This is a genomic window from Nocardia sp. NPDC058244 (assembly GCF_042882065.1).
Taxonomy (GTDB): domain Bacteria; phylum Actinomycetota; class Actinomycetes; order Mycobacteriales; family Mycobacteriaceae; genus Nocardia.
The window spans coordinates 990,347-1,014,135 of sequence record NZ_JBHVWX010000001.1 but is presented as its reverse complement, the minus strand read 5'-3'; the positions used below and the strand labels follow the sequence as shown (position 1 = coordinate 1,014,135).

Sequence of the window (23,789 nt, the reverse complement as noted above, 5' to 3'; positions counted from 1 at the left end):
TGTCTGACGACCCGTCTGGCCTCGGCCTGCCCGACACACCACCCAAGCGGCCGACAGTGTCACCGATGATGCGAACACCGGAACGGACAGGCGCGAGACCGTGAGCCCGACCATCGAGTCCACCCGGACCCACAGAGAAGACCGTCCGGAAACCGCCCGAAATCGTTCTCGGGCAACACGGCTGGCCCGGCCAAGGCAAGAAGACTCAATCCTGATATCCGCAAACCGGGCCTCCGGAAACCAGAAGACCTCCGTCCGAGTCCGCTACCGTTGAGTGATGGAGTCGCAGGGGGGTACCAGCTACCCACTGATCCGCCGCAGTGCGTGCTACGACGCGGTCGTACTGGTTCCCGGAATCATGGGTAGTCGCCTGTACGACACAGAGAACAACTGCTGGGTATGGGGCATGGAACAGGTGGTTCAGTACTCGCTGCGGTGGCGACATCGACGAGGTCTACGGGCACTGCATGTCACCGACGCGGAGCGCGAGGGGCGCACCGGACGGATCAAGGCTTGCGGCCTGCTGGAGGCACCTGCGTGGGCGCCCGTCCTACGAGGGCAGGAGCCGTACCGAGATCTCGTAGACGGATTGCGGACCGCGGTCGCCCACCCCGATGCCATCCTGGAATTCGCCTATGACTGGCGGCTTTCCGTCGATCACAATGCCGCCCTGCTGGCACGTGCCGCGACTGACCATCTGGCAGCCTGGAGAAGGCACCCAGCCTACGACAAGGCACGACAGGCGGACCCTGATGCGCGGGATGCCCAGCTGGTCATGTTGGCCCACTCCATGGGAGGCCTGCTGTGCTGGGCGATGGCCGGAATATCCGGGGCGTCCGACGACGTACGAGCCACTCTGACCTTCGGTACGCCGTTCCAGGGGGCTGTCAAAACCACGGAGATGCTGAACTCGGGACGGGGTGCACCGGGGCTAATGTCGCGCAAGCACGTCGGCGAACTGGCCAAAACCCTTCCGGGACTACACGATCTCCTGCCAACCTACCGATGCCTGCAAGGACGCGATGGTCTTTCCGCGTTGACAGTCAGCGACGTTGCCGCCATCGGTGGCGACGCCGACCTCTCGAAGGAAACTTTCGAGAGATTCCGACGACTCGCCGACACCACAATGGTCGGACACCGGCGGTTCGTCGGCACCGGGCAAGAGACCTCGCAGAGCCTACGCATGGTCGACGGAAGAGTTCTGCCGATGAACTTCCGAGTCCGTCTAGGCCCCGACGGCGCGGTGGTCACCGACCCCCGAACGAGACGCCCGATCGCGGACAACCACAAGGGTGACGGCACGGTCTACCGATACGCCGGCGATTTTCCCGGTACCGAGGAGAACACCGTCGTCCAGCAACATCAGTCGTTGGGCCGATCGAAGACGGTGATCGACGCGGCCTATGGCTTGCTCACGCATATCCCGGAGCGCGAATTCGTCCTCGGTAAAGCCGAACTCGGCCTCGTCGTCCCTGAATTCGTTCCCGTAGGCGAACCGTTCGACATCGTCGCCACAGACGTCACCGAACCCGACCGCGTGAGCTGCCGTGTCGAGAACACTGGCAGCTACGACGAAACAGTAGCGCGGCCGACGCTCTACCGGCGAGACCACGACGACCAGGTGACAGCCACTGTCACCATCCGTCAGCCGGGACTGTACCGAGTTGCGGTCAGCGGTGGTGCCGAACCGGTCACACAATTGGTGATGGTCGATCGGCTCGATAACGATGACAGCGATTGACCCGACCTCTAGCACCGCATCGGACGACCGCTCGAACCGATTCGATGTCGTGTTGCTGCCACACGGCGATTACCGGGACACCCAACGGTACCCGGGGTTCGATGCCGATACCGAGGCATCCGCTATCGCGGAGCTGCTGAACCAGCTCGGTGGCGAGGGGCACGTATGGGAGCCGAGAGGAGGACTACGAGACCTGTCGGCCACCGTCCACCGATTGCAAGAGTGGTCAGGGCGGGCGAGCGGGCGAAGTTCAGTTCTCGTCTGGATCGGGCACGGACCGTCCAACGCGGATTCCGCGTCGCTGATCGTCAGCGGTGCGCAGGGCGAGCGTGAGGACCTCGATCTACAGCCCGCCATCGTGGCGTGGCACATTCGCCGCGAATATGCCCGACGACGTGATCGGCGCGACTGGGTCATCGTCGTGGTCGAGGCATGCTCAGCGGCCGCGTTCGTATCCGAGGTTGGTCTCGAATTGCGCAAGACGCGGGGTCTCGAAGGGATTCTGCTGCTCGCTTCCGGCGGTGACCAGGGCAGCGGATACCTTGCTCGGTTCCGGCGCGCGCTGGCGGAGTGGATCGACGAGCTCCAGCCGACCGATACTGTCATTCGCCTCGCGGACCTCCACACTCGTTTCGAGGAGTCGCTCGTACCGGGTCTGGTCGATAAGTTCACGCTTGCGCGCAGCCACCCGATCGTCCGACCAACTCGTTTGCCAGGTTTGCAGACCTCGGTCGAGGCCTTTGCCGAGCTCACCCGGATCGTTGAAGGCCTACCCGCACAGCAGCGAATCACGTTCGCACGCATGGGCAGCAACGCCGATCTCGGCGAGGTCGCTTGGCATTTCGTCGGTCGCGACCACGAACGAGCCGAGATTGCGACCTGGCTGGCCGGTTCCAATCATGGAGTCCTGGCTGTGACAGGCCCGCGCGGCGTCGGGAAATCAGCGGTATTGGGGAACCTGTTGCTGCATTCCCGCCCAGAGCTGGCTGGAGTGCTCGCCGAAGCTGGATTCTCCAGCGGGCGATGGCCGAGGTCCGGACGTCCGCCGACAATCGACGCGTCGGTCCATCTCGCTGGAATGACCGTGGCGGAAGTCATCTCAAGTCTCGTCGATGCCCTGGGGATTTCCGCACCAGGAGCCGTCCCGGAGCAACCGCGCCACGACATCGTCTCCGCATTGGGCGAGGTGGGTCAGGCGGCCGGATTCACCGTCCTGGCAGATGCCCTCGATGAAGCCGCCGAACCGATGGGGGTGGCCGCGCTGTTGAACGAGATCGGTTCGCTCTGCGGCGTACGCGTCGTGGTGGGTGTTCGAACACCGGAATCACGTCCACAGCATTCCGCCGGTGATCCAACTCTGCTACGCCAACTCGGGTTGGGTCACCCGCATGTTCGCGATCTCGTCATCACCTCCTCGAACGAACTTATCGCGGAATACCTGGAGCGGCGGATGGCCGGCGCGGGCGTCGCCGGGGCCGCCGTCGGAAAGGTGCTCGGGCTTGCGCGGTCCGTGCAGGTCGGCCACACTGCTGGACTACGCACCTTCCTCGACGCGAATCTGGCTGCGCACGCCATTCTGTCCGACCGGGAGATACTTTCTGAGGAACGGACAGACGAGCTCGTCGAGCTGCTGTCTTCAGACTACGAGCGCCTCTTTCGCTCCACCGTCGACCAATTGACCGACCGGATTCCGAAAGCGCGCTACGCGTTGGAGGCCCTCGCTGTCGCCCAGGGCAGAGGTCTGCCGATGGCGGGGCAGATCTGGGCTGCGTCAGCGACAGCGCTCTACGGCGAAAAAGTCACCGGCGCTGACATATCGGCGGCACGCTCGGCTGCGGCCCCCTACATCTTGCTCGATGTCGAAGACGGCCAGAGTGTCTATCGGCTGGCCAACCAGGCGCTTCGTGAGGCCCTGCAAGCGTCTGCAGTCTCGACGGCCCCTGCGGAGAACGTGGCAAAGGCGCTGTTGACAGTCGCGACACAGACGGGTTCGGATCTGAATCCCTATCTTGTGCGGCATCTCCCAGCTCACCTCGCAGCCTTGGGAGGAAAGGGTTGGGACCTGGTGGTCGAGCACCTCGACGTGCTCGATCGGCTGGATGCTCGGGCAGTCGCCTTCTACGCCATGAGAGACGGCGATACATCCGCGCTTCCTCCGGCAGTAACCGGCACGATCGCGACGGCCCACTTGGCCGTTGATACCGATTCGAACCGCGCCGGCCTACGCGAACTCGGATCCGCACGCACGACAGGAGTTCCGCCGGCCGCGCATTACACAGAGGATCAGGTCTGGGGTGTCCGCTGGGCACATCTGGCTCGCCACTCGCTGCACCTCACACTGAACGCCCATCCCGGCCAAGTCAGGACGCTGGCGGCATTCCCGTCCGGCTCCGGCACGCTGCTCGCCACCGGGAGCAGCGATGGGCTGGTACGGGTGTGGGATCCGCTCACCGGCAATCTCGCCGCACAGGCACCCGTGCCCCACGCCGGGGCCATCACCGCTCTGGCAGCGTGCGGAACGCCAGCGGGAGGCGTGGTGGCAAGTCTCGGCGCGGACATGGTTGTCCATGTGTGGAACTACGCGACCCGTCAACCGATGTGTGCCCCATTTCCGGTCAAGGAGAACATCTCAGCGCTGTGCTTGATCGCCGAAGATGATCAGCCGATACTTCTGGCCAGCGGCGGGTGGAACGGTCGAATCCGTTTGTGGAGATTGGATTCAAGTACACCGACCTCCGCCCGCCCGCCGAATCACGACGGTGCCGCGGTGTCCGCCCTCCACACCTGGGTCGACCCCACTGGTGTGCTTCAGCTGGTCTCGGCTGGAGCCGACCACGTTGTGAATATTTGGCGCCACGACGGAACCGACGCTCCGCTCCGCTGGCGGTGTCCGATCCCATTCTCGACCGTAGCCGTATTTTCGGACCGAGATGGCCGGCTCAGAATCGCGACCGCTGGTAAGGACTCGACAGTTCGATTGTGGGACAAAGACTCTAGGCAGATCGGGCAACCGCTCTCGGCGCCGCTCGTGCGTGTCTTGACCGTGCTGAGATACTCCGACCGCTCGTTGCTCGCCGCCGCCGGAGCTGACGGCGTTATCAGACTGTGGGATACCAGCACCGGCGCTACGGTCGACGCTCCGCTCACAGGGCACGCGGGTGAGATCACCTCGATTGTGGCGATCAGCCACTCGGACGGCCGCGTCGAACTGGCCACCGGAGGGCTTGATCGCACCGTACGAGTATGGGACCCCGTCGGGAATGGTCAGCATGATCGCCCTGTGATAACCGCATCGGGTAGCCATCCCACGATGCTTGCCGCAGTAGCCTCAAGTTCGGGAACAGTCCTCGTCACAGGCGTCGCGGCCGGGATCACCCTGTTCGATGCGACAAGCGGGGAGAAGCTCTCGCGGCGACGGCCGATGCTCGATGAGCCGATCTGCGCGCTACATGCGTCGTCCGCGCTCGGCACGAAATTGGTGATCGGAACGGAATCAGCGTTGTGGCTATCAGATCTGGCGGACGCCAGGATTTCGTGCCTCGCCAGTACCGAGTCGATGTGTGCAACAGCATCTTTTGACAACGGAGGGGGAGTCACTGTCGTCGTTGTCGTCTGCGAGGACGACGGCGTGGCCCACCTGTGGGATGCGTCGACCGGGCGCGAGGCCCGCCCCTCGTTCGCCGCTCACAACGGACGCGTTCGCACGGTGGCCGCGGGGTACGACCAGGCGGGGCGCGCAATCTTGGCCGTTGGCGGCGACGACCATACGGTCGCCGTATGGGACCCGTGGACCCCGAAAGCTATCGCGCCGCGACTGACCGGCTTCGGTTATCCAGTGCGTAACCTCGCGTTCCTGACAGGCCGAGACGGAACGAAACTCCTCGCAGCAGCTGATCGCGAGTGCGTCCTCACTTGGAATACCGAAACGTGGCAACGATCCGGCTCTGCCCTGAACGGCCTCCAGGAATGGATCGTCGCCCTGGCGGTACTGCCCAGCGGCGGGGGCGATCTGTTGGTCGCGGGAACCGACGACGGGATGGTGTGTGTCTGGGATCCGATTGCGCCCGAGCCGAAACACTATATTCCGCTGGGCTCCCCAGTGCTGTCAATGGTGGTACTTGGCAATGACTTGGCCGTCGCGACATCGGACGGCACTGTCGCACTCCGTTGGAATCCGGCCTGGTTGAACAAGGAGAACCCATGACATCTGAGGCGATCAGCCAACATGAACACTACAAGGCTCTCATCAATCGGCTCTTCTGTCGGAAGTCCGCGCCGTACGGCGGGTTCGATATCATCGGCGATCCGACCATCCTGGCGGCAGACACAATTGTGCGGGCCCAGCTCATGCGAAAAGGAGACGAGCTGGGTCGGTACGAGCTCCAGTTGTTCGACGGAGTTGAAGGTTTCGCCGGGGATCTTTGGGAATACGGTCTGCACAGTTTGATGCGGCTGGACGCGTTGGACCATCCCGCCCTCCCCCGGATCGAGAACGGCGCTTTCGACGTCGCCGAACGTATAGCATTCACGCTGACGGACTATCCCGGCGAGCCGGTGAATCTCGACGAGACCATCGAATGGGCACGCACGAATCCAGCCGCAGCCTGGGAACAATTCAGTCTGCTCACAGATGCTCTGAGTGAATTGAACGGCGCGCAGGTGCTGCATCGGAATCTGACCGTTGCCTCATTGCGCTCGTACCATCCGGACGACGGCGACCGCGCTCTGCGCCTGTGCGGTTTCGAGATGAGCACTCTAATCGGCGACATTCTCCGCCGGGGTAGCTATCGCGAGCAACGGGAACGAGAGCGTCTGCGGGAGTTGTACTTACAACCACCGCCGAATCTGGAGCGTGCACGGCACTACCTGTACTTTGCACCCGAATTGCACACCTACCTCTTCGAGAGCCGAGCCGACGGTAGACACGAGTGGGTGACAACCGATGTCTTCGGATTGGGTGTTCTCGGATGGGAACTGTTCGTTGGCCCGATACCGGAGCTGCTCCCACAACCGTATGCCGCCGTGGCTGCGGCGACAGGCTCAGACATCGCAGATGCCCTTGCCCGGATGCACCGCGAGATGCGGTCCCGCCTGACCAGCCAGGGAAACTTGCCGCGCGCCCTCACAACGCTGCTGTTGTCGATGCTCGACAGCGATCCCGTCACCCGCACAACTTCGTTCGACGCAGCGACCGCCATAGCCAAGAACTGGGAAATGTTCAGCGAACGTGACGAGATCACGCTCCCGGCACCGTACCTGATCGCCTTTATGCCAGACCTGTCCGTCGAAACGCTCTATACCGAGCGGCATTGGATCGCGCACCCACCGACGGAGGCCGCCGGCCGAGCCGAACTCGCGACGTTTTTGGAAAAGGAACTGTCAGGAACGGAATTGGTGCATTGCCCGACCGGAGCGATCGGCTACGTTCCGCCCCGTTATCGTGGCGATACCGCGCTGGAAGATGCCCAGTGGGTGCTCATCGGTGCGCAGGCAGTGTGGTTCTGCGCCCCTCTCAAAGAGTGGATCGGCGAGCAGGAGATCGTCGACGACCGAATCCTGGTGATCAGATTTCTCGCCGATCGCCCGTTCGCCCGAGATCTCATCGGCAAGCGACCTCGGCGAAGCGTGAGCTCATTCGAGCTGATCCCCTTCCGGCTTCGCACACCGATTCACAAGGATCGCACCGACCATCCTTCCTGGAAGTCACTTTTCGACGGAGTCACCTCGACCAAGCGTAAGCACCCCGCCGATTTCGAGTTCGTACAATCGCTTCGGTTCCTACTGGAATATCAGCAGACCGAGACGGTGGCACGTTGCTATGCCTTCCATAGACTCGACCCGGCGGAACGCGGAACGGTTGTGATCGAATTCGACTCCGCACGTGACGATCTCCGTCGACACGGTTCGCCGATGTTGACCTACTTCGCCATGGACAATCGCCGACGGCCGATGTTCGGCGATTTCTTCGATCAGCTCGACCCAGGGGACAAACCTATCGTTCAGCTGGAGATCTCGCGTAGCGGGCGCAGGCCGGACTTTCGTCGGGCCACCATCGTGGTCGACTTTGTACGCCGACGCAGCGCGACCGAGATCGAGGTGTTGACGCTCGGCGGTGACCGGATACCTGCACATGGCTGGATACGCGCAACCTCCGACAGCGGAACCGCCCCGCAGTTGCGGCGACAAGCCCGAGCGCTGATCGATCTGGAGAACAAGACCGCATTGATCCGCGCGCTGCGCAATCCCACGTCCATCGACTTCAGCCGTGGGAGGAACTACTCCGGACCGCCCGAGAAGCTGCAGGGAAACGCGGAGACCGTGATAAGCAAGATGCTTGCGCTACAGCCCTTCTACGCTCTTCAGGGGCCACCAGGCACGGGCAAGACCATGGTCGCGTCGGAGGCTCTACTCCGGTACCTGACGGCAGATCCAGGAAGACGGGTCCTGGTCACCGCACAGGCCAACTTCGCGCTGGACCACCTCGGCCTCGAGTTGATCAAGAAACTCCCGAAACACACACTTGTGCTGCGCTGGACATCCGACAGCCTGGATACCGACCCGGAAGGCGCAGGGACAGATCCTTCGGCAGCCACCGCTGGCCGCCGAAGGATCCACGAGGATCTCGTGCCGCATGTGATCGAACGCCTCACTCACCGCACGGTCGCCGATATCGAACGCGAAATAGCCGCGCGGATGGACGGATCGATCTCTGCCGAGGAGTCGTGGTCGCCTGAGGAGTTGCGGCTTGCCAAGCAATGGGCCCAGATCGTTCGGGATGACCGGATCGAGTTGTCCGATCGCATCATTGCCGGCGCGAACGTGGTGCTGGCTACATGTTCGATGGCAGCGAAGCTGCGGGGTGATGTGCCGAGCTCCGGGGAGCACTTCGATTGGGTGATCGTCGAGGAGGCTGCCAAGGCGTGGCCTACGGAACTCATCGTCCCGTTGACCCTCGGCACACGATGGACGCTGATCGGAGATCATCGCCAGCTCGGGGCGCATCGCGCGCACGACGTCGAGAATTTTCTCGATGGTCTGTCGACAGCCTCCGACGATTCTCCGATCAAAGCCCATTTTCAGCAGAAGGCGATGCGATTGGAAGCACTCAATCTGTTCCGTACTTTCTTCGAGCGCGAGACCGAACCGCTCTCGCCGGAACAGCTCGCGCGGCGACCATGGGATAGCTTGACCAAGCAGTTCCGTATGCATCCAGATATCGCAGAGCCGGTTGGGCGGTCTTTCTACCCGATAACACCACTGCAGGAGGATGCGGACGATCTGCCCATGAGCTTCCTCACCACCGGTACGAAGCCTGGATGGAATCCGTCACACAGAATCACTTCACCGACCGAGCTATGTGAGCGCCCGCTGGTGTGGATCGACACGAAGGGAGCGGAGACTCATCGGCAGATACCACGCTGGAGCAATCCAGGCGAAGTCGAACTGGTCGCCAAGCTCGTCGAAACGATCCGACCAAAATCACTGCCCGCCGGCGCCGAGGGCGAGAACAGTCTGGTTGTCCTGACACCCTATGCATCCCAAGTACTTGCTCTACGGCGCATGGGCGAACTGGCCGGACGAGTGCACACGGTGCACTCGTTCCAGGGGCGACAGGCTGATCGAGTAGTGGTATCACTGGTCCGCACCGGACCAGCGCGCGGAGCGACGGTGATGTCGAATGTCGGGCACGTGGGTCAGCCGGAGGTTGCCAACGTACTGTTGTCCCGGGCGCAGCGGTTGCTGGTGCTGGTCGGCGACCTGGAGCACTTTGCAGAGTACGGCGGCGAGTGCTGGACCACTATCGTCTCGACAATCGAACGATACGGTGCTGTGGTCGGGATCGATGATCTGGAGTGGCTGTGAACGGCGTCGTCGAACTGGCCATCCCGTGCCGGCAGGTGATCCTGACAGTCGATGTGGGCCACGAGGCGGACTTCACCAGCCTCGAGGAGTTGGTCGCGCGGGCCTTGTTGGTGCCACGGGCACAAGTGCACGATGACGAATACCCTCAACATCACGATGCCACAAGCCTGTCAGCCCTGTTCGCCGTGCCGCACCGGGTCATGATCAACGTGCTGCATACATTGTGGAGTAAAGGCTACATCTGCATCGACTTCGACAGCGGAGGTCGGCTGAACCTGGCCGAACATGCGCTGGAGCGCCTCACCAAGCACCAAACACTCCAGGATGCTTCGGTCACCCGACAGCGAAGATCGTTTCTGTTCGAGCCGATCACCGGCCGCATCTTCAGCGTAGACCAGGGTGATTCCAGGCCACATGAGGGCAGTTTGATTCTGCCCCGGGTATCGGGTTCAGAGGAACGTGATCTGCCGCCGACCGAGCTACTCCGGGCCGTACAGCGAGCTTTTCGGAGTGAGCGACGCTGGGCAGGTCGTCGCAATATCCTGCGCGTGGGTTTCGACAACCCGATACTGCGCGAGCCTGCGAAGGACCTGTGGATTCACGAAATCGCGGACGTCCAGCTCGACTCGGAGTCCGGTCGGCTGCGCACGACTATTCGCAACGACCTGTTGTGGGGCCACACCGCAGTATGGCGACTGAGCAACTATCTTGCCGATCTAGTCCTCGAACAGCCGCCAGAGTTGCCGTTCGTACAGTCGTTGACAGCCAACGCGAGGAGGGACCGCACCGAGGCGGTCAGCGCAGAACGGACGCTGGCAGCGATGTGGTCGATGGTGCACGAACTCGCGGACATCGAGGTCAATTCAGCTGACGCGCAACAGAAGGTCTTGACCAGGCACCTCAGTCGGTTGTCTGAACGGATTGATGTCTTGGACCGGGCGCGCGCGGAAGTGACACCAGTGCAACGTGCCGCCGGTTTCGCATGGCAGATAGAGGAGTTACTGCGCACGGCCCGAAAGCAGGTCGTATTCCTGGTCCCAGAGATCCGGTACAGCGCACTGCATCCTCTGTTGCCGTTGCTGCGAGAGACTGTGGACCGAGGCGTCCGTCTGGTTCTCGTCTGGGGACGTCGAGCGGGAGCCGCACTCGACGTCCCGGTCAGTAATGCCCTGGTGGAACTCGCCCGACGTCGAGGTGGTCCTGTGCTCTACTCCGCGACCAAGAGCGCTGAGAGCAGCGCGTGTGCTGTGATCAAGGACAATACCCATGCCCTCGTCAGCTATCGCAGCGTCATGACGATGGACCTGGCCGGACAGGCGAACGACGTTGGCGTGGTGATCAGCCCGAGCTCGGACGGGCCGAGAGATCCGGTGGCAGTCACCGAGATGCTGCGTTGGGCATCCGACCGGCTACCGGGGTTGTTGGGCAGGCGGATGCTGATGCGCGCGGAGGACTTCCAGCCCACACAGCATGCTCGAACACATGCGACTTCCACGACCAGCACTTTGCACCCACCCGTACTCGGATCCGACGCCGATCATCCAGCGCTGAAGCTCTGGGCGCAGAAGTGGGCGGAATGCTGCACGATCATGGGCGATGAGCTGCGCCGACGCTACACCAGCGGATCGGTGGCTGAATTCCTCTCAGGCGGTACACAGTACGACGCGATGTGGGAGGCGCTTCACGCCGCCGAGCGCGACATCGTCATCTCGTCCGATTTCGGCGACGGTGGCGGAGCTCTGCTCGGTGTGTTGCGCGAACGGCTCCGCACGGGTACCACCGTTCAAGTCGTCTACGGACCGGACAACCGATCCGCGGGACGCCCCGCGATCTGCGGCCTCGGCTCCGAGAAATACACCAACGCTCCTCGGATTCTCAGTAGACAACCGGCAGCAAATATCGTGTGCGCCGACGACGTAACAGTGATCGGATGCTTCGTGCCGTTGGGGGCCTCGATCACCCGCGAAAATGCACAGTCCCGCGGAACGAACGGATTCGGTCTGCGAATCGCATCACATGCCTTCCCCACAGAGATCGCCGGCGCTGTCGGGTGCGGGTTCAGAAGCGAACGGCCCGCCGGAGATACGGATGATTCCAGCCCTGTCGGCACACGGACGAGCGGCCGGTCAGCAGCGCTGCTCGTCCGCGCCGATGCGCTGCGGCACAAGGCTTCGGGCCGTTTCGGCCATGTGGTCGGGGCGCGGATAGCCGAGCTCGATCAGCCGTGGACCCTGCTCGACGCGTGGCAGGAATCGGGCGTGCCATCCGACGAACTTCGAGCGGCGGCCGCGGCATTCGTAAGAATTGCCGAGCCCAGATCGTCAGAACGGTTCACCTGGACGCGGTGGCTACTGGAGGACTCCTGGGCGCGCGGAGCGTTTGTCGAGGCCGCGGTGCTAGCGGGCGCAATCCGACATCATCGGGATTCCCCGTTTGCGCCGCACGCATGGGTCGCGGCAGCCGCGTTGGAGGTCCCGGTCGGTGCCGAACTCGACAATGCGGCGCTGGAGTTGTCCTTTCGCGAGCCGGACGAGCAGATCGGCGGTGTAGCTGGTGCACTCGCGGAGACTCTGCTGTGGTCTGGCCACAACGGACCCGGTGCGACCGAGATTCTCCAGGAATCGCTGCCGGATTCCTGGCGGACAGTCGCAGACCACACCACTCGTGTGGCCGCGAGTACATGGTCGAGGGTTCCGCTATCGGAAGCTCTGCCACTGTTGACCAGCTCGAGAAACAGGCTGAATGCCCGAGCACGATGGGAGACGATCGCTTCCGAAATCGACAAGATCAAGCGGTTGAATCGGTTCAGCTTCTCGGTCGGCGTGGCACTGCATCGCAGGCTATTCGAACCCGACGGGTTGCTGACGATGATCGAATCTGCGTCTCTGAGTGCTGATTCGGATCGCAAACTCTCAGCGTCGGAGCTCCCGAAAGACGTGCGCGGCTATCTCGACGACGAGATCGCCGCTATCGGCGCGGAGCCGATGGAGTGGTCGCGACAACTGGCGTTCGCCAGGAACATCGAAAGCATCGTGCTCCAGACCCGAATGCTGCTCGAATCCGGTCCCCGATCGGAAACCGCGGCACGCCACGACCTGATCCTTGCGCCGTATTCAGAATTGGCGGATCTGGTCCTCGATACAAGGGATGCGCTCTATACCGACGCCAATGCACTACCCCGTCCACATGCGTATCCGATACTCGCCTTGCTGGATCGGCTCCAGCCGTTGGCGACCTGGGCGAAAGTACGCCGATGACTCAGTTGCCGATCAGTGTGTTAGCAGTCTGGCCGGGCCGCTTCCGCTTCGTGGAGTTGCTGATCGTGCTCACCGAGTCGCCTGATTCTGCAAGCACGACCGCTGTGGACGCAGTTCTCGCCGGGCTCGTTGCCGGTCAGGACGAACCGGCCGTCTTCGATGAATTGGTGGCTGCGGGGAGGTTCGATGTCGCATCCAGGATGGTCGAGGAGTACCCGGGGTTCACCGACGACGCCACACGACTTCGACAGTGTATTCACGACGCTCAGGAAGCTCGCCGCGGCGAGCTCGAGGTCCGCCTACGGGCGCTGTCCGAGCGTGCTGAGCACGCAGGGGTGTCATTCGTGTGCGACATGGACCGCTGGATGGACGTGTGCGGGTCGGATTGGTCAAAGGTCGAACGCGACCTTCGGAAGCTCGAAGACCAGCTGTCGACGGATATCGATAGCCGCCGCACCGAGCTCCGAGCTCTGCGCGCAATCGAAGCGTCTCAGCCTGCCGAGAGGCAGGTCTACACAGCATTGATCGATGCCGGACACCTTCGTGCCGCACAAAGGATGCTCGACAGCGGTGCGGCACCGACAGGTCCGGAGGCCGCGCCACGTCTGTCCCGGTGGGAATGGACTGACCCAGCAGAAGAGGTACTGCGCTGGTACACCGATGCGCCACAACGTCGCCCGATGCGATTCGAACGCCTCAACCGACGCGACACGGCGGCCAATGACGCGGTCGAAGCCTGCCAGCGGCTGTGGGACGACATAGCGGGTGCAAGTTCGGAAGTAGCCATCGCGTTCAACAGCCTTCTCGGCGCGGACCGGGATGCGATCGTCGTTCATGCGGTACCAGGCGGCTCCTTGGCGACTTTGCACAATCTCTTCGACCACCCGCAGACGCGCCGATTCCATCCCGGCGGCACAATCGAGGTCTACGTCGCTGAGCGCGGAACTACGCACGTTCCAGACGAGTTGGTCACCGCGACACCGTGTATTGCACTCGGACCTGATCTCGTGAAGTCGAGTGCAGTGGGGCGCATCGCTGTCGCAACGATCACGCTGCGCGACTTGCTGCTGCTGGTCACGCAACCCGCGCAATATCGGTCGGTATCGGTGCTCCGCCTAGCCGCGCGGCAATGGCCGATAGCAGCCTTGTCGGCCGACAGCACCGTACGACTGGAAAAGCTCTGGGGAAACGATGAAGGTGATCGGTTCTCGACTCTATGCTGGCTACTGGACCTCGCGGGACTCGGGGACACTGTCGCCGCCGACATGATCGCGTATCAAACCGGGCTGGATTCCGGGCTGACCGTCCAATTGCTCGACTACCTTTTGCAGCGGGAGAACCGCAGATTGCCGATACCGGCGGGCATCGGAATCTGGGCCCGCGACGGTGGAAACAGGGATCGTGTGGCAGCGACGATTCTGACGCCGATCAGTCGGTCTCCTCAGGCCGTACTCGCATTCTGGGCCGCCTACACGGCGCAGGCTGAAGGAACGAGCCGCGCGTCCGATGCCGCAGCCCAATGCGACGATGAGGTAGCCGCGGACGCGGTGCGTGCGGGATGGAACGAACTGGAGCCACTGTGGCTGTTGAACCACCAGCGGGACGGTGTAATTCGGTTCCGATCTTGTGGAGCGCTCGTCGCGTTGCGCGATCTGGCGCCCGCCAAGCTCGAAGAGGCCCAGCGGGAGGTTCTCAAGCGATCGATCGCGGTCGACGCCGACAGCCTCCGACTCGATAGGTGGGTTCGTCATCGGCATGCGCTCAGCCCCGCCCGCGAGGAGTATCTACGATTGGTCGACGACCCAACCGTCGCCGCCACCGCCCGCATGGCCGTCTGGGACCGTATGCACGCGCAATCTGCAGGAATTGTCGATGTGCATCCACGCCTCACAGGACAAGCAGATGTCGACGCGGTACTGCAGGCAATGCGCAGCGACTTCGTCGACACCCACCCTGACCTCCATCTCGTGGTGGACAACGTATCAGGGCTGACAGTCGCGGTCACGGCAGAATTGCTCGCATTCGTCGTGTTCGAACTCGTCGACAACGCGGCAGAAGCAGTCCGCGACAACACTGGCCGGGGCACCATTTCCGTTTCGGCGCGCGCTGAGGAGAGGGATGTCATCGTAACTGTGAGGGACAGCGGCCCTGGGTTCGGCCGTGAAACAGAAAGTACCTACCGCTTTCTTCGCAAGGGAGTGGGAACACGAGGTCCCGGCCGCGGGAATGGGCTCTACCAGGTCCGCCAGCTTGCGCAATCAGTCGACGGCGACCTTTTCCTGGATTCCGGGCCCCAAAACCATCCAGTGTTGTCCGGCGCCCGGGTACGCGTAGTGCTCCCCGCTGGCTGAGGAATATCGTGTTCAGTCGGCACGCTCACCAGCGAGCGGTGACAAGGGCAAACAACGAACGGCGACGTGATTGCCCCGGCTTCCGCATCCCGCTCCACCAACGGGCGCCGCCAGCCTGCCATGCGAGCTACATATGCCTACGACTCAGAAAAATGGTGCATGCCCATGCTGGGCATGCACCATTCCCTAAGTGGAGCTAAGGGGAATCGAACCCCTGACCTTCTCGATGCGAACGAGACGCGCTACCAACTGCGCTATAGCCCCGTGCGGCTCTGGCGAACCGCGCTGTGACACTGTATCAGGCGTTGCGCCCAGATACCGAATCGGTACTCTGACCTGCTGTTCTGCGTGGTTCGACCAGTTATTCGCCGACGGCGCGCCCGAGGTCTTCGACCCGGGTGCGGAGGGCGCGTGCGGTGGCCGGATCGAAGGTTTCCAGATGCTCGAACATCGGGTCCTCGTCGTCGGTGTCGAGCAGGGTGGAACGGCGGCGCAGGGCCCGCGCGGTGTCGCGGTCCATGGTGCGCCGGGTCGTCGCCGCCTCGGGGGTGGCGGTGTCCTCGTGGCGCTTGCCCCGGGTGAGGCGGGCCGCGCGCCTGCGGCGGATCTCCTCCTCCACGTGGACCTGCTTGCGCAGGTAGGCCAGATAGCCCACCAGGACGGCCGTGGACAGCCCGCACGCCCACCAGAACATCGAGTTCAGCAGCAGGCCGAACGCGGCGAACAGGATGGTCGCGATGATCAGCCCGAGCACGGCGCGCTGCCGGAAGCTGTAGCGGGCGGCGCGGGCGATGGCGTCGGCCTCGGGGTCGTACCCGCCGCGGCCGCGCCGGTTCGGGACGAAGTCCTCGTCGTCGTCGGCCGGCTCGGCGGTGTCCTCGGCGATGTCATCGAGCCGGGCGGGCGGCGCGGGTGGGATGCGCGCGGCGACCGGCGGGTCGGCGGCGGCATCGTCGTCGTCGTCCGCGGCGGCCTCGTCCTCCGGATCCGATTCCGCCGCAGCGTCATCGATCGCGGGAGGTGCGGAATCGGCCGCCTCGGTGGCGGCTCCGGGCTCGTCGCCGGTCGCGGCCTCGCCGAGGTCGGCCTCGGCGTCGGCCGCGGCCTCGAGTTCCGGTGTGGGGGTGAGCAACTCGTCGTCAGCTTCGGTGACGGGCTCGTCGGCCGGTGTCGTCATCCGATCCTCCGAATCAGTACGGTGGGGGCGCTTGGTCAGCACACGGGGGCGGTAGTCGGGGTCGGTCTCGTGACCGCCCGCAGCCCCGATGCGAATCCGTCGTTCGGCCCCGCCACGGTGCAGCACACGCGTGGCGAGTGCGGCATCGGTGGTGCGGCGGATCCGGGGATGCCGGTCCGCCAGGATCGGGAACAGGACGAAGACCCACAGCACCACAAGTCCGATCCACAGGATCGAATTCGGCATCGCGGTCATCACCTCCCGTCCCCGCCTGCGCGTTTATCCATAGTTGGACGCACTACCGACGTCCGTAGGTTAATTCGGACACGCCTGCCCTCGCGGCAGGCGCGCCGTGCACACCTGCCACATGAGTAACAGAAATTTCACGGCAGCGCCGCTCGACCCTCTCTGACCAGGCGATCGACGACGGTGCCCATAACTTCCTCGACCGTCAAGCCCACCAGCAGGTGATCCCGCCATTCGCCGTCCACATCGAGATAGCGACGCAGCAAACCCTCTTCGCGGAACCCGACATTGCGCAGGACCGCCTGGCTGGGCAGGTTCTCCGGCCGCACCGTGGCCTCCACCCGGTGCAGGCCGACCGGCCCGAAACAGTGGTCCAGACCCAGCGCGAGCGCGGCCGTGGCGACGCCCTGGCCGCCGAGATCCTTGGCCACCCAGTAGCCGATCCAGGCCGAGCGCAGCGCGCCGCGCACGATATTGCCGATCGTCAGCTGTCCGCTGAACTGCCCGTTGACCTCGATCACCAGCGGGATCATCGCGCCCCGCCTGGCCTCGGCCTTGAGGCTCGTCCACAGCGACGGCCAGTTGGACGCGTGATTGCGCGCCTCCCAGCTGCCGCGCCCGGTCGGCTCCCAGCGTTCCAGATGGTCGCGATCGCGCAGCCGGATCCGGCTCCACGCCGCGGCGTCACGGAAACGCACCGGGCGCAATGTCACCTGGCCACCCGCGACGATCACCGGACCGAGCCGGGCGGGCCATCCGGGATGCTGACCTGCCCGGAATACGTTCATCGAGTCCACTGATCAGCCGCGCTGCGCCAGGAAAGCCACCCGCACCTCGTCACCGGTGCGGAAATCGGTGTCGTCGGGCTCCACCACGATGAGGCTGTTGGCCTCGGCCAGCGTCGCCAGCAGATGCGACGACCCGCCGTTGCCGTTGCCCAGCGGCTGCACCAGGTAGTCACCGGTGGCCTCGTCGCGCAGCAGCTGCGCGCGCAGATAGCCCTTGCGACCTGGCATCGAGGTGATCGGAGTGATGGTGCGGGCGTTGACGATCCGGCGCATCGGCTGCCTGCGGCCCAGCGCGATCCGGATCAGCGGACGCACCATCACCTCGAAGACCACCAGCGCGCTCACCGGATTCGACGGCAGCAGGAAGGTCGGCACCTCGTCGCGACCGAGCCTGCCGAAACCCTGCACCGAGCCCGGATGCATGGCCACCCGGTCCACCTCGAGTTCACCGAGCCCGTCCAGCGCCTCGCGCACCTGCTCGGACGCCCAGCCGCCGACCGCGCCTGCGATCACCACGACCTCCGAGCGCACCAGCTGACCCTCGACCACATCGCGCAGCCTGCGCGGATCGGCGCTGACGATGCCGACCCGGTTGACGTCGGCGCCCGCGTCGCGCGCGGCCGCGGCCAGCGCGTAGGAGTTCACGTCGTAGACCTGGCCGGGGCCGGGCGTGCGATCGATATCGATCAGCTCGCCGCCGATGGAGATCACCGACAGGCGCGGACGCGGATGCACCAGCACCTTGTCCTGCCCGACCGCGGCCAGCAGGCCCACCTGGGCGGCGCCGATGATGGTGCCCGCGCGCACGGCCACGTCGCCGGGCTGCACGTCGTCGCCGATGCGGCGGACGTAGTCGCCCGAGCGGACCGGCTCGAAGACCTTGATCCTGGCCCGGCCGCCGTCGGTGAAGTCCAGCGGCAGCACCGCGTCGGCCAGCGTCGGCAGCGGAGCGCCGGTGTCGACGCGCACGGTCTGGCGCGGCTGCAGCCGGATGGGCTGGCGCGAACCGGCGACCACCTCGCCGACCACCGGCAGGGTGAGGTCGATCAGCTCGCCCTCTTCGTCGCGCACGTCGGTGCCCGCGGCGGAGACGTCGACGCTGCGCACCGCGTATCCGTCGATGGCGGCCTGATCGAAGCCGGGCAGCGGCCGTTCGGTGACGACGTCCTCCGCGCACAGCAGACCCTGGGCCTCGGATATCGCGACCCGGACCGGCCTGGGTGCGACCGCGGCCGCGGTGACCTTGATCAGCTGATCCTCAACCGAGCGCATCGAGCTCCTGTGTCTATGTGTCCATCGCTTGCCGCGCTTACGCGTTCGGGGAGTTGGGATCCCACTCCGGGCTGAGCCGGAACTTCAGCCACTCACGCAATTGCGGGCCGTATTCCTCCCGCTCGAGGGCGAAATCGACGGCAGCTCGAAGATAGCCGCCCGGGTTACCCAAATCGTGGCGCGACCCACGGTGGACGACCACATGGACCGGGTGTCCCTCCGCGATCAGCAGGGCGATCGCGTCGGTGATCTGCAGTTCCCCGCCCGCGCCCGGCTCGATCCGGCGCAGTGCGTCGAAGATCACCCGGTCGAGCAGGTAGCGGCCGGCCGCGGCCAGGGTCGAGGGCGCGTCGGCCAGCTCGGGCTTCTCGACCATGCCCTTGACCCGCAGCACGTCGGCCTCGGCACCCTCGGTCAGCTCCTCGACGTCGAAGACGCCGTACGCGCTGACCTGCGACTTCGGCACGTCGATGGCGCACAGTACCGAGCCGCCGCGCTCCCGGCGCACCCGGCTCATGGTCTCGAGCACGCCGCACGGCAGCACCAGGTCGTCGGGCAGCAGCACGGCGATGGCGTCCTCGTCGTCGTCGAGCGCCGCTTCGGCCTGGGCCACCGCGTGGCCGAGACCCAGCGGCTCCTCCTGCACGACCGAGGTCACGTCGAGCAGGCCGGGCGCCTTGCGGACCTTCTCCAGCAGCGCGAACTTGCCGCGCTCGGCCAGGGTGCTCTCCAGCACCAGATCCTCGACGAAATGGGCGACGACGCCGTCCTTGCCCGGCGAGGTCACGATCACCAGCCGCTCGGCGCCGGAATCGGCGGCCTCGGCGGCGACGAGCTCGATGCCGGGGGTGTCGACCACCGGCAGCAATTCCTTGGGCACCGTCTTGGTGGCAGGCAGAAACCGCGTTCCGAGTCCGGCCGCGGGTACCACCGCAGTGCGGAAACCGGAAGTCTTGTCTGTCATGCGCATACCCTATCCATTCAGCGTGCCGTCCGATCGCCCGTCGCGACGATCCGGCGTCGGCAAGAGCTTAGGGTGGTCGCTGTGGAGATGCCCGGTGAGCGCACCAAATATGCGTGGCGCAGCCACATCCTCGCCGAACGTGCGCAGGTCGGGGCCGCCGAGCACGCGCGCGAGGCCGCGGCGCTCGCCGCCGCGATCGGCCCGCTGGCCGGGGCGGATGACGTCGTCTGCGCCTATGTCCCGATCCGCGGCGAGCCCGGCGATCTGCGCATGCTCGACGCGCTGCGTGTGCGCGACGCCACGGTGTTGCTGCCGGTGACCGGGGAGCCGGGGCCCCTGAGCTGGGCGCGCTACGAGGGCCCCGATTCGCTGCGCAAGGCCCGCTTCGGCCTGCTCGAACCGACCACGGCGACGCTGCCGCCGGACACCGTGGCTACCGCGGCGACGATCCTGGTGCCCGCGCTCGCGGTGGACCGCCGTGGCGTCCGGCTGGGGCGCGGGGCCGGGTACTACGACCGCACGCTGGGCGCCGCCGGGATCAGCACTCGCCTGATCGCCGTCGTCCGGGATAATGAACTCGTCGACCGGCTGCCGGAGGAACCGCACGACCGGCGAATGGGGTGGGCACTGACGCCCGGCGGTGGCCTGCGTGAACTCGGCGGTGACCGGCCCGTTCCGCCGGAATGAAACGGCGATTTCCGACGTTGGCAGTGTCGGCGGTAGAGTGCTAGATCGACGAGACTTGCGGAGGATCCTGTGCCAACTTATTCATACGCGTGCACCGAGTGTGACAACCGCTTCGACATCGTTCAGTCCTTCTCCGACGACACACTGACGGAGTGCCCGCAGTGTTCCGGGAAGCTGCGGAAGCTGTTCAACTCGGTGGGCATCGTGTTCAAGGGCAGCGGTTTCTACCGCACCGACAGCCGGGGCGGCGCGTCCACCGCGAGCGAGCCCGCGAAGTCCTCCTCCTCGGACAGCGGCAGCAACGGCAGCAGCTCCACCTCGACGTCGACCACGAGCTCGACGCCCGCCGCCGCGAGCTGATCTCCGCCGGTTTGTCCACAGCCCCCGAGTTGTCCACAACCAGGACTTTCACCGGCTGATCCCCGCTGCCACGCTCCTAGGCTTCGGGCATGACTCGCAGTCTTGCCGATCTGGGACGTGGCAGTTCCTGGCGCTTCGCCCTCGGTAACCGCCCGGCCTGGGCCGACGCGCTGCTCGCCCGCCGCATCGCGGCCGCCGTGCTCGCGCTGGTCGCGCTGGCGCTGTTCGTCCGCGGCGATCCCGGCACCACCCGCGACGACGTCGTCGTCGCCGCCCGCGAGCTGGCCCCCGGCAGACTGCTCACCGCCGACGACCTGCGCGTCGATCGGCACGAATCCCGTTCGCTGCCTTCGGGTTCCGTCACCGACCCCGCCGTTCTGCTCGGCGCGACGCTCACCGGCGCGATGCGCGCCGGGGAAACCTTCACCGATCTGCGCGTGGTCGGCCCCCGGCTGGCGGCGGCCGCCGCGGGCAGTCCCGAGGCCCGGATCGTGCCGATCCGGCTGGCCGATCCCGCGGTGGCCGAGGTGTTGCGCGCGGGTGACCGGGTCGATGTCGTCGGGGTCGAGGACGCGGGCGGCCCCGGCGCGAGCAAGCCGGCGCGCACCCTCGCCACCGACGCCGCCGTCGTTCTGGTCACCGCGACCGGTGAGCGTCGCTCCGGGGCGGAACGCGTGGTCCTGGTCGCGCTGGACGCCGAATACGCCACGGCCGTCGCGGGCGCCTCGTTGCGCACGGCGCTGACGGTGGTCTTCCATTGACGGCGGGACCGTGGCGCCGGACGCACCGGGAAGCAGTTCGCGAGAAATTTGCCGCAACTCTCGTTAGCATCACACAGGAACCAGCACGACCGTTCGCAGCATTCGACACGGAGCGCAGCGCCTGGGGCCGGCTCCTGCACGAAGGAGACATCGGCAATGCTCAAAGGTTTCAAGGATTTCCTGCTCCGCGGCAACGTAGTCGACCTGGCGGTCGCCGTCGTGATCGGCACGGCCTTCGTCGCGATCGTCACGGCGTTCACCAACGGAGTCATCAATCCCTTGCTGGCGGTCTTCGGCGGAAGCAACGAGCTGGGTCTCGGTTTCCAGCTCGTCGCCGGCAAACCGGCCACTTTCGTCGAAGTCGGACCGATCATCACGGCGGGCATCAACTTCCTGCTCATCGCGGCGATCCTGTACTTCGTCCTGGTACTTCCGTCCACTCTGGCCAAGAAGCGGATGGGCATCGAGGACGACCTCACCGACAACGAGGTGCTCGTCCAGATCCGCGACCTGCTCGCCGAGCAGGGCAACACCTCCAACGGCAAGCACGGCATCCTGCCGGAGCCGTCGCGGGGCAACGGCGACCACACCCGCTGAGTTCGGGCGAACCCGAAAATCGGGGCTGGTCCAGGGAACTCGCGTTCCGGGACCAGCCCCGATCTCTGCGTACCGAACCGTCAGCCGAGGCTGAAGGGCTGACCCCACAGCGTGACCCAGCTGATCACATTGTCGGTCTCCACCTCGACGCTCACGAACGAGCGCGCCTGGGCGTAGCCGCCGCAGCCGGACAGGCCGATGGTCTCGTCGGCCCAGGTCACCGAGCCACTGCCGTTCTTGAAGGCATTGCGGGTCTTGTGGGATTCCTCGCCGTAGTCGTCGGGCATCTCCAGGTCGAGGACGTAGAACGACTTGGACTGGCCGGGGCCGAGCGAGAGCGCTCCGCCGCCGAGGCCCACCGCGCCCTCGGAGTCGAACCCGCCTTCGGCCCGCGGGCCGCCGCCCTCGATATTGACCTGGCAGCCGACGGTGTAGCCGGGGAAGATCTTGCCGCCGCCACCGCCCGACACCGACACCTGCGCACTACCCGACACCCAGGCATTCCGGTGCGCCGGCGTCGATCCCATCGACGGATTGATGTTCGCGGACTCCCCGACCATGCTGATGTCGACGACGGTGCCGTCGGACAGGGTCTTGCTGATATGCCCGCCCGGCAGCGGAACGAAGGTGTCGGCGTGTGCCGCACCGGTGGAGAACAGGCCCAACGCCATGGTCGCCGCGGCGGTGAGACCGGCCGCGCGCGCCATGCTTCCGAGATTGATCATCACTGTTGACCCCTCGAGGGTGAATTCGTGTGAGCTAGCGAGAATTTCGTCGACTCGGCCGCGATCAGCCGATGCTGAACGGCATGCCGTACAGGGTGGTCTTCGAGTAGTGGTCGCCGATGATCTCGACCACCGTGTACGACCGGGCCTGGGCATAGCCCGCGCACCCTTGGATCTGGATCTCGGCGTCCTGGTACTCCACCGAGTAGACGCCCGGCTTCAGAATGTCCTTGGAACTGATCTGGGCGAAGCCCACCTCACCGGGACCGAGATCCAGACCGATGGAGGCCTCACCGATCGCGCCGTCGGTGTCCAGACCGACGCCGACCTGACCCCCGATCGCGTCGTCGCCGATGCTCACCTGGCAGCCGACGATGTAGCCCGTACTCAGTTGCGACGCACCGTGGGTCGACGAATTATTGGAGCCCGGACGGTTCGACGGGCCGTTCCACGGGCCCACCTCGCCCTCCGGGGTGACCTGAACGTCGGCGCGCGCGTTGCCCGAAACCCAGACGACGCGCCCCGCACCGTTGGCGGCCAGCGACGGCGAGACGATCGCGCTCTCGCCGGTGCGGCTGACGGTGACGCCGGGACCGTTCTTCTGGCCGTCCGGCAACGGAACGAAGGTATCCGCGTTGGCAGCACCGGCCGACAACAGGCCGATCGTCACGGCCACTGCGGCACCGGCGCCCCAGGCGCCGCGACGCACGCGGTTGGTGCGGTTCTCGCTCATACTTCCCCTCGAGGTGTACGCAAAATCGACCTCGACCGTCGAGGTCGATATCTGTGCTGCGCCCGGACCCAGCCCAGACGGGTCCGCGGACCGCGTCGCTGGCAACAGGGCAGACTCGCCCAGCCGGAAGGTGTATCGAGAAGCTGAAAAGCAAATTTCGCCACAAACATAATGAGGCAGCCCGGCAATGTCCAGCGCCACAAACATTGCAGAGACAACAAAACGGGCCGGTCGCAACTGCGACCGGCCCGTTGTGCGTTCGTGATC

15 protein-coding genes and 1 tRNA gene are annotated in these 23,789 nt (G+C 65.1%); 9 read left to right on the top strand and 7 right to left on the bottom strand.

Going from position 1 to position 23,789, the window contains the following annotated elements; genetic code table 11:
* Positions 1-277 precede the first annotated feature (277 nt).
* From ACFVW6_RS04690 to ACFVW6_RS04670, 5 genes are read left to right on the top strand one after another with little or no spacing between them, the layout of a single operon-like run.
* On the top strand, positions 278-1,741 hold the full coding sequence (locus ACFVW6_RS04690; protein WP_378823651.1) for a hypothetical protein: 1,464 nt from the start codon (positions 278-280) through the stop codon (positions 1,739-1,741).
* Positions 1,728-5,945 carry an NACHT and WD repeat domain-containing protein gene (locus tag ACFVW6_RS04685; RefSeq protein ID WP_378823652.1) on the top strand — a complete coding sequence of 1,406 codons (4,218 nt, stop codon included), beginning with the start codon at positions 1,728-1,730 and terminating at the stop codon, positions 5,943-5,945. The genes ACFVW6_RS04690 and ACFVW6_RS04685 overlap by 14 nt, the downstream gene beginning before the upstream one ends.
* On the top strand, positions 5,942-9,604 hold the full coding sequence (locus tag ACFVW6_RS04680; RefSeq protein ID WP_378823654.1) for an AAA domain-containing protein: 3,663 nt from the start codon (positions 5,942-5,944) through the stop codon (positions 9,602-9,604). The genes ACFVW6_RS04685 and ACFVW6_RS04680 overlap by 4 nt, the downstream gene beginning before the upstream one ends.
* A complete protein-coding gene (locus ACFVW6_RS04675; protein WP_378823656.1) occupies positions 9,601-12,861 on the top strand; it encodes a hypothetical protein in 3,261 nt (1,086 codons plus the stop codon). The genes ACFVW6_RS04680 and ACFVW6_RS04675 overlap by 4 nt, the downstream gene beginning before the upstream one ends.
* The gene (locus ACFVW6_RS04670; protein WP_378823658.1) at positions 12,858-15,212 is read left to right on the top strand and encodes an ATP-binding protein; all 2,355 of its coding nucleotides are present in this window, start codon (positions 12,858-12,860) and stop codon (positions 15,210-15,212) included. The genes ACFVW6_RS04675 and ACFVW6_RS04670 overlap by 4 nt, the downstream gene beginning before the upstream one ends.
* A gap of 191 nt (positions 15,213-15,403) precedes the next feature.
* On the opposite strand, the gene ACFVW6_RS04665 is transcribed toward ACFVW6_RS04670, so the two are convergent.
* From ACFVW6_RS04665 to ACFVW6_RS04645, 5 genes are all read right to left on the bottom strand, one after another.
* Positions 15,404-15,476 (bottom strand) — tRNA-Ala (locus tag ACFVW6_RS04665).
* 97 nt (positions 15,477-15,573) lie between these two features.
* The gene (glpR, locus tag ACFVW6_RS04660) at positions 15,574-16,635 is read right to left on the bottom strand and encodes a gephyrin-like molybdotransferase receptor GlpR (RefSeq protein WP_378823659.1); all 1,062 of its coding nucleotides are present in this window, start codon (positions 16,633-16,635) and stop codon (positions 15,574-15,576) included.
* Between the two features lie 137 nt (positions 16,636-16,772).
* Complete coding sequence (locus ACFVW6_RS04655) at positions 16,773-17,423, bottom strand: GNAT family protein (RefSeq protein WP_355273455.1); 651 nt, start codon at positions 17,421-17,423, stop codon at positions 16,773-16,775.
* A gap of 12 nt (positions 17,424-17,435) precedes the next feature.
* The gene (glp, locus tag ACFVW6_RS04650; protein WP_355273458.1) at positions 17,436-18,695 is read right to left on the bottom strand and encodes a gephyrin-like molybdotransferase Glp; all 1,260 of its coding nucleotides are present in this window, start codon (positions 18,693-18,695) and stop codon (positions 17,436-17,438) included.
* A gap of 37 nt (positions 18,696-18,732) precedes the next feature.
* A complete protein-coding gene (locus ACFVW6_RS04645; RefSeq protein ID WP_355273461.1) occupies positions 18,733-19,659 on the bottom strand; it encodes a UTP--glucose-1-phosphate uridylyltransferase in 927 nt (308 codons plus the stop codon).
* A gap of 87 nt (positions 19,660-19,746) precedes the next feature.
* Here ACFVW6_RS04645 and ACFVW6_RS04640 point away from each other — a divergent pair, with 87 nt between their 5' ends.
* The 4 genes from ACFVW6_RS04640 to mscL all read left to right on the top strand — a co-directional run bounded on the left by ACFVW6_RS04640 (position 19,747) and on the right by mscL (position 22,064).
* The gene (locus tag ACFVW6_RS04640) at positions 19,747-20,346 is read left to right on the top strand and encodes a 5-formyltetrahydrofolate cyclo-ligase (RefSeq protein WP_378825579.1); all 600 of its coding nucleotides are present in this window, start codon (positions 19,747-19,749) and stop codon (positions 20,344-20,346) included.
* 69 nt (positions 20,347-20,415) lie between these two features.
* Positions 20,416-20,706, top strand: a complete 291-nt coding sequence (locus ACFVW6_RS04635) for an FmdB family zinc ribbon protein (protein ID WP_355273463.1) — start codon at positions 20,416-20,418, stop codon at positions 20,704-20,706.
* A gap of 89 nt (positions 20,707-20,795) precedes the next feature.
* The gene (locus ACFVW6_RS04630; RefSeq protein WP_357342796.1) at positions 20,796-21,467 is read left to right on the top strand and encodes an SAF domain-containing protein; all 672 of its coding nucleotides are present in this window, start codon (positions 20,796-20,798) and stop codon (positions 21,465-21,467) included.
* Between the two features lie 156 nt (positions 21,468-21,623).
* Positions 21,624-22,064: a large conductance mechanosensitive channel protein MscL gene (gene mscL, locus ACFVW6_RS04625; RefSeq protein ID WP_378823662.1), complete on the top strand. Its 441-nt coding sequence runs from the start codon at positions 21,624-21,626 to the stop codon at positions 22,062-22,064.
* A gap of 80 nt (positions 22,065-22,144) precedes the next feature.
* Here the strand turns inward: mscL and ACFVW6_RS04620 are convergent, their stop codons facing one another.
* Positions 22,145-22,789 (bottom strand): MspA family porin, encoded by a 645-nt coding sequence (locus ACFVW6_RS04620; protein ID WP_378823664.1) that lies wholly within the window; start codon positions 22,787-22,789, stop codon positions 22,145-22,147.
* 64 nt (positions 22,790-22,853) lie between these two features.
* The gene (locus tag ACFVW6_RS04615; protein ID WP_378825581.1) at positions 22,854-23,522 is read right to left on the bottom strand and encodes an MspA family porin; all 669 of its coding nucleotides are present in this window, start codon (positions 23,520-23,522) and stop codon (positions 22,854-22,856) included.
* Positions 23,523-23,789: the final 267 nt, after the last annotated feature.

What these genes read in the sequence shown, in the direction of transcription:
- ACFVW6_RS04690 (WP_378823651.1), top strand. Translation starts at nt 278, where the DNA reads ATGGAGTCGCAGGGGGGTACCAGCTACCCACTGATCCGCCGCAGTGCG.
- ACFVW6_RS04685 (WP_378823652.1), top strand. Translation starts at nt 1,728, where the DNA reads ATGACAGCGATTGACCCGACCTCTAGCACCGCATCGGACGACCGCTCG.
- ACFVW6_RS04680 (WP_378823654.1), top strand. Translation starts at nt 5,942, where the DNA reads ATGACATCTGAGGCGATCAGCCAACATGAACACTACAAGGCTCTCATC.
- ACFVW6_RS04670 (WP_378823658.1), top strand. Translation starts at nt 12,858, where the DNA reads ATGACTCAGTTGCCGATCAGTGTGTTAGCAGTCTGGCCGGGCCGCTTC.
- glpR (WP_378823659.1), bottom strand. Translation starts at nt 16,635, where the DNA reads ATGCCGAATTCGATCCTGTGGATCGGACTTGTGGTGCTGTGGGTCTTC.
- ACFVW6_RS04655 (WP_355273455.1), bottom strand. Translation starts at nt 17,423, where the DNA reads ATGAACGTATTCCGGGCAGGTCAGCATCCCGGATGGCCCGCCCGGCTC.
- glp (WP_355273458.1), bottom strand. Translation starts at nt 18,695, where the DNA reads ATGCGCTCGGTTGAGGATCAGCTGATCAAGGTCACCGCGGCCGCGGTC.
- ACFVW6_RS04645 (WP_355273461.1), bottom strand. Translation starts at nt 19,659, where the DNA reads ATGACAGACAAGACTTCCGGTTTCCGCACTGCGGTGGTACCCGCGGCC.
- ACFVW6_RS04640 (WP_378825579.1), top strand. Translation starts at nt 19,747, where the DNA reads ATGCCCGGTGAGCGCACCAAATATGCGTGGCGCAGCCACATCCTCGCC.
- ACFVW6_RS04630 (WP_357342796.1), top strand. Translation starts at nt 20,796, where the DNA reads ATGACTCGCAGTCTTGCCGATCTGGGACGTGGCAGTTCCTGGCGCTTC.
- mscL (WP_378823662.1), top strand. Translation starts at nt 21,624, where the DNA reads ATGCTCAAAGGTTTCAAGGATTTCCTGCTCCGCGGCAACGTAGTCGAC.
- ACFVW6_RS04620 (WP_378823664.1), bottom strand. Translation starts at nt 22,789, where the DNA reads ATGATCAATCTCGGAAGCATGGCGCGCGCGGCCGGTCTCACCGCCGCG.
- ACFVW6_RS04615 (WP_378825581.1), bottom strand. Translation starts at nt 23,522, where the DNA reads ATGAGCGAGAACCGCACCAACCGCGTGCGTCGCGGCGCCTGGGGCGCC.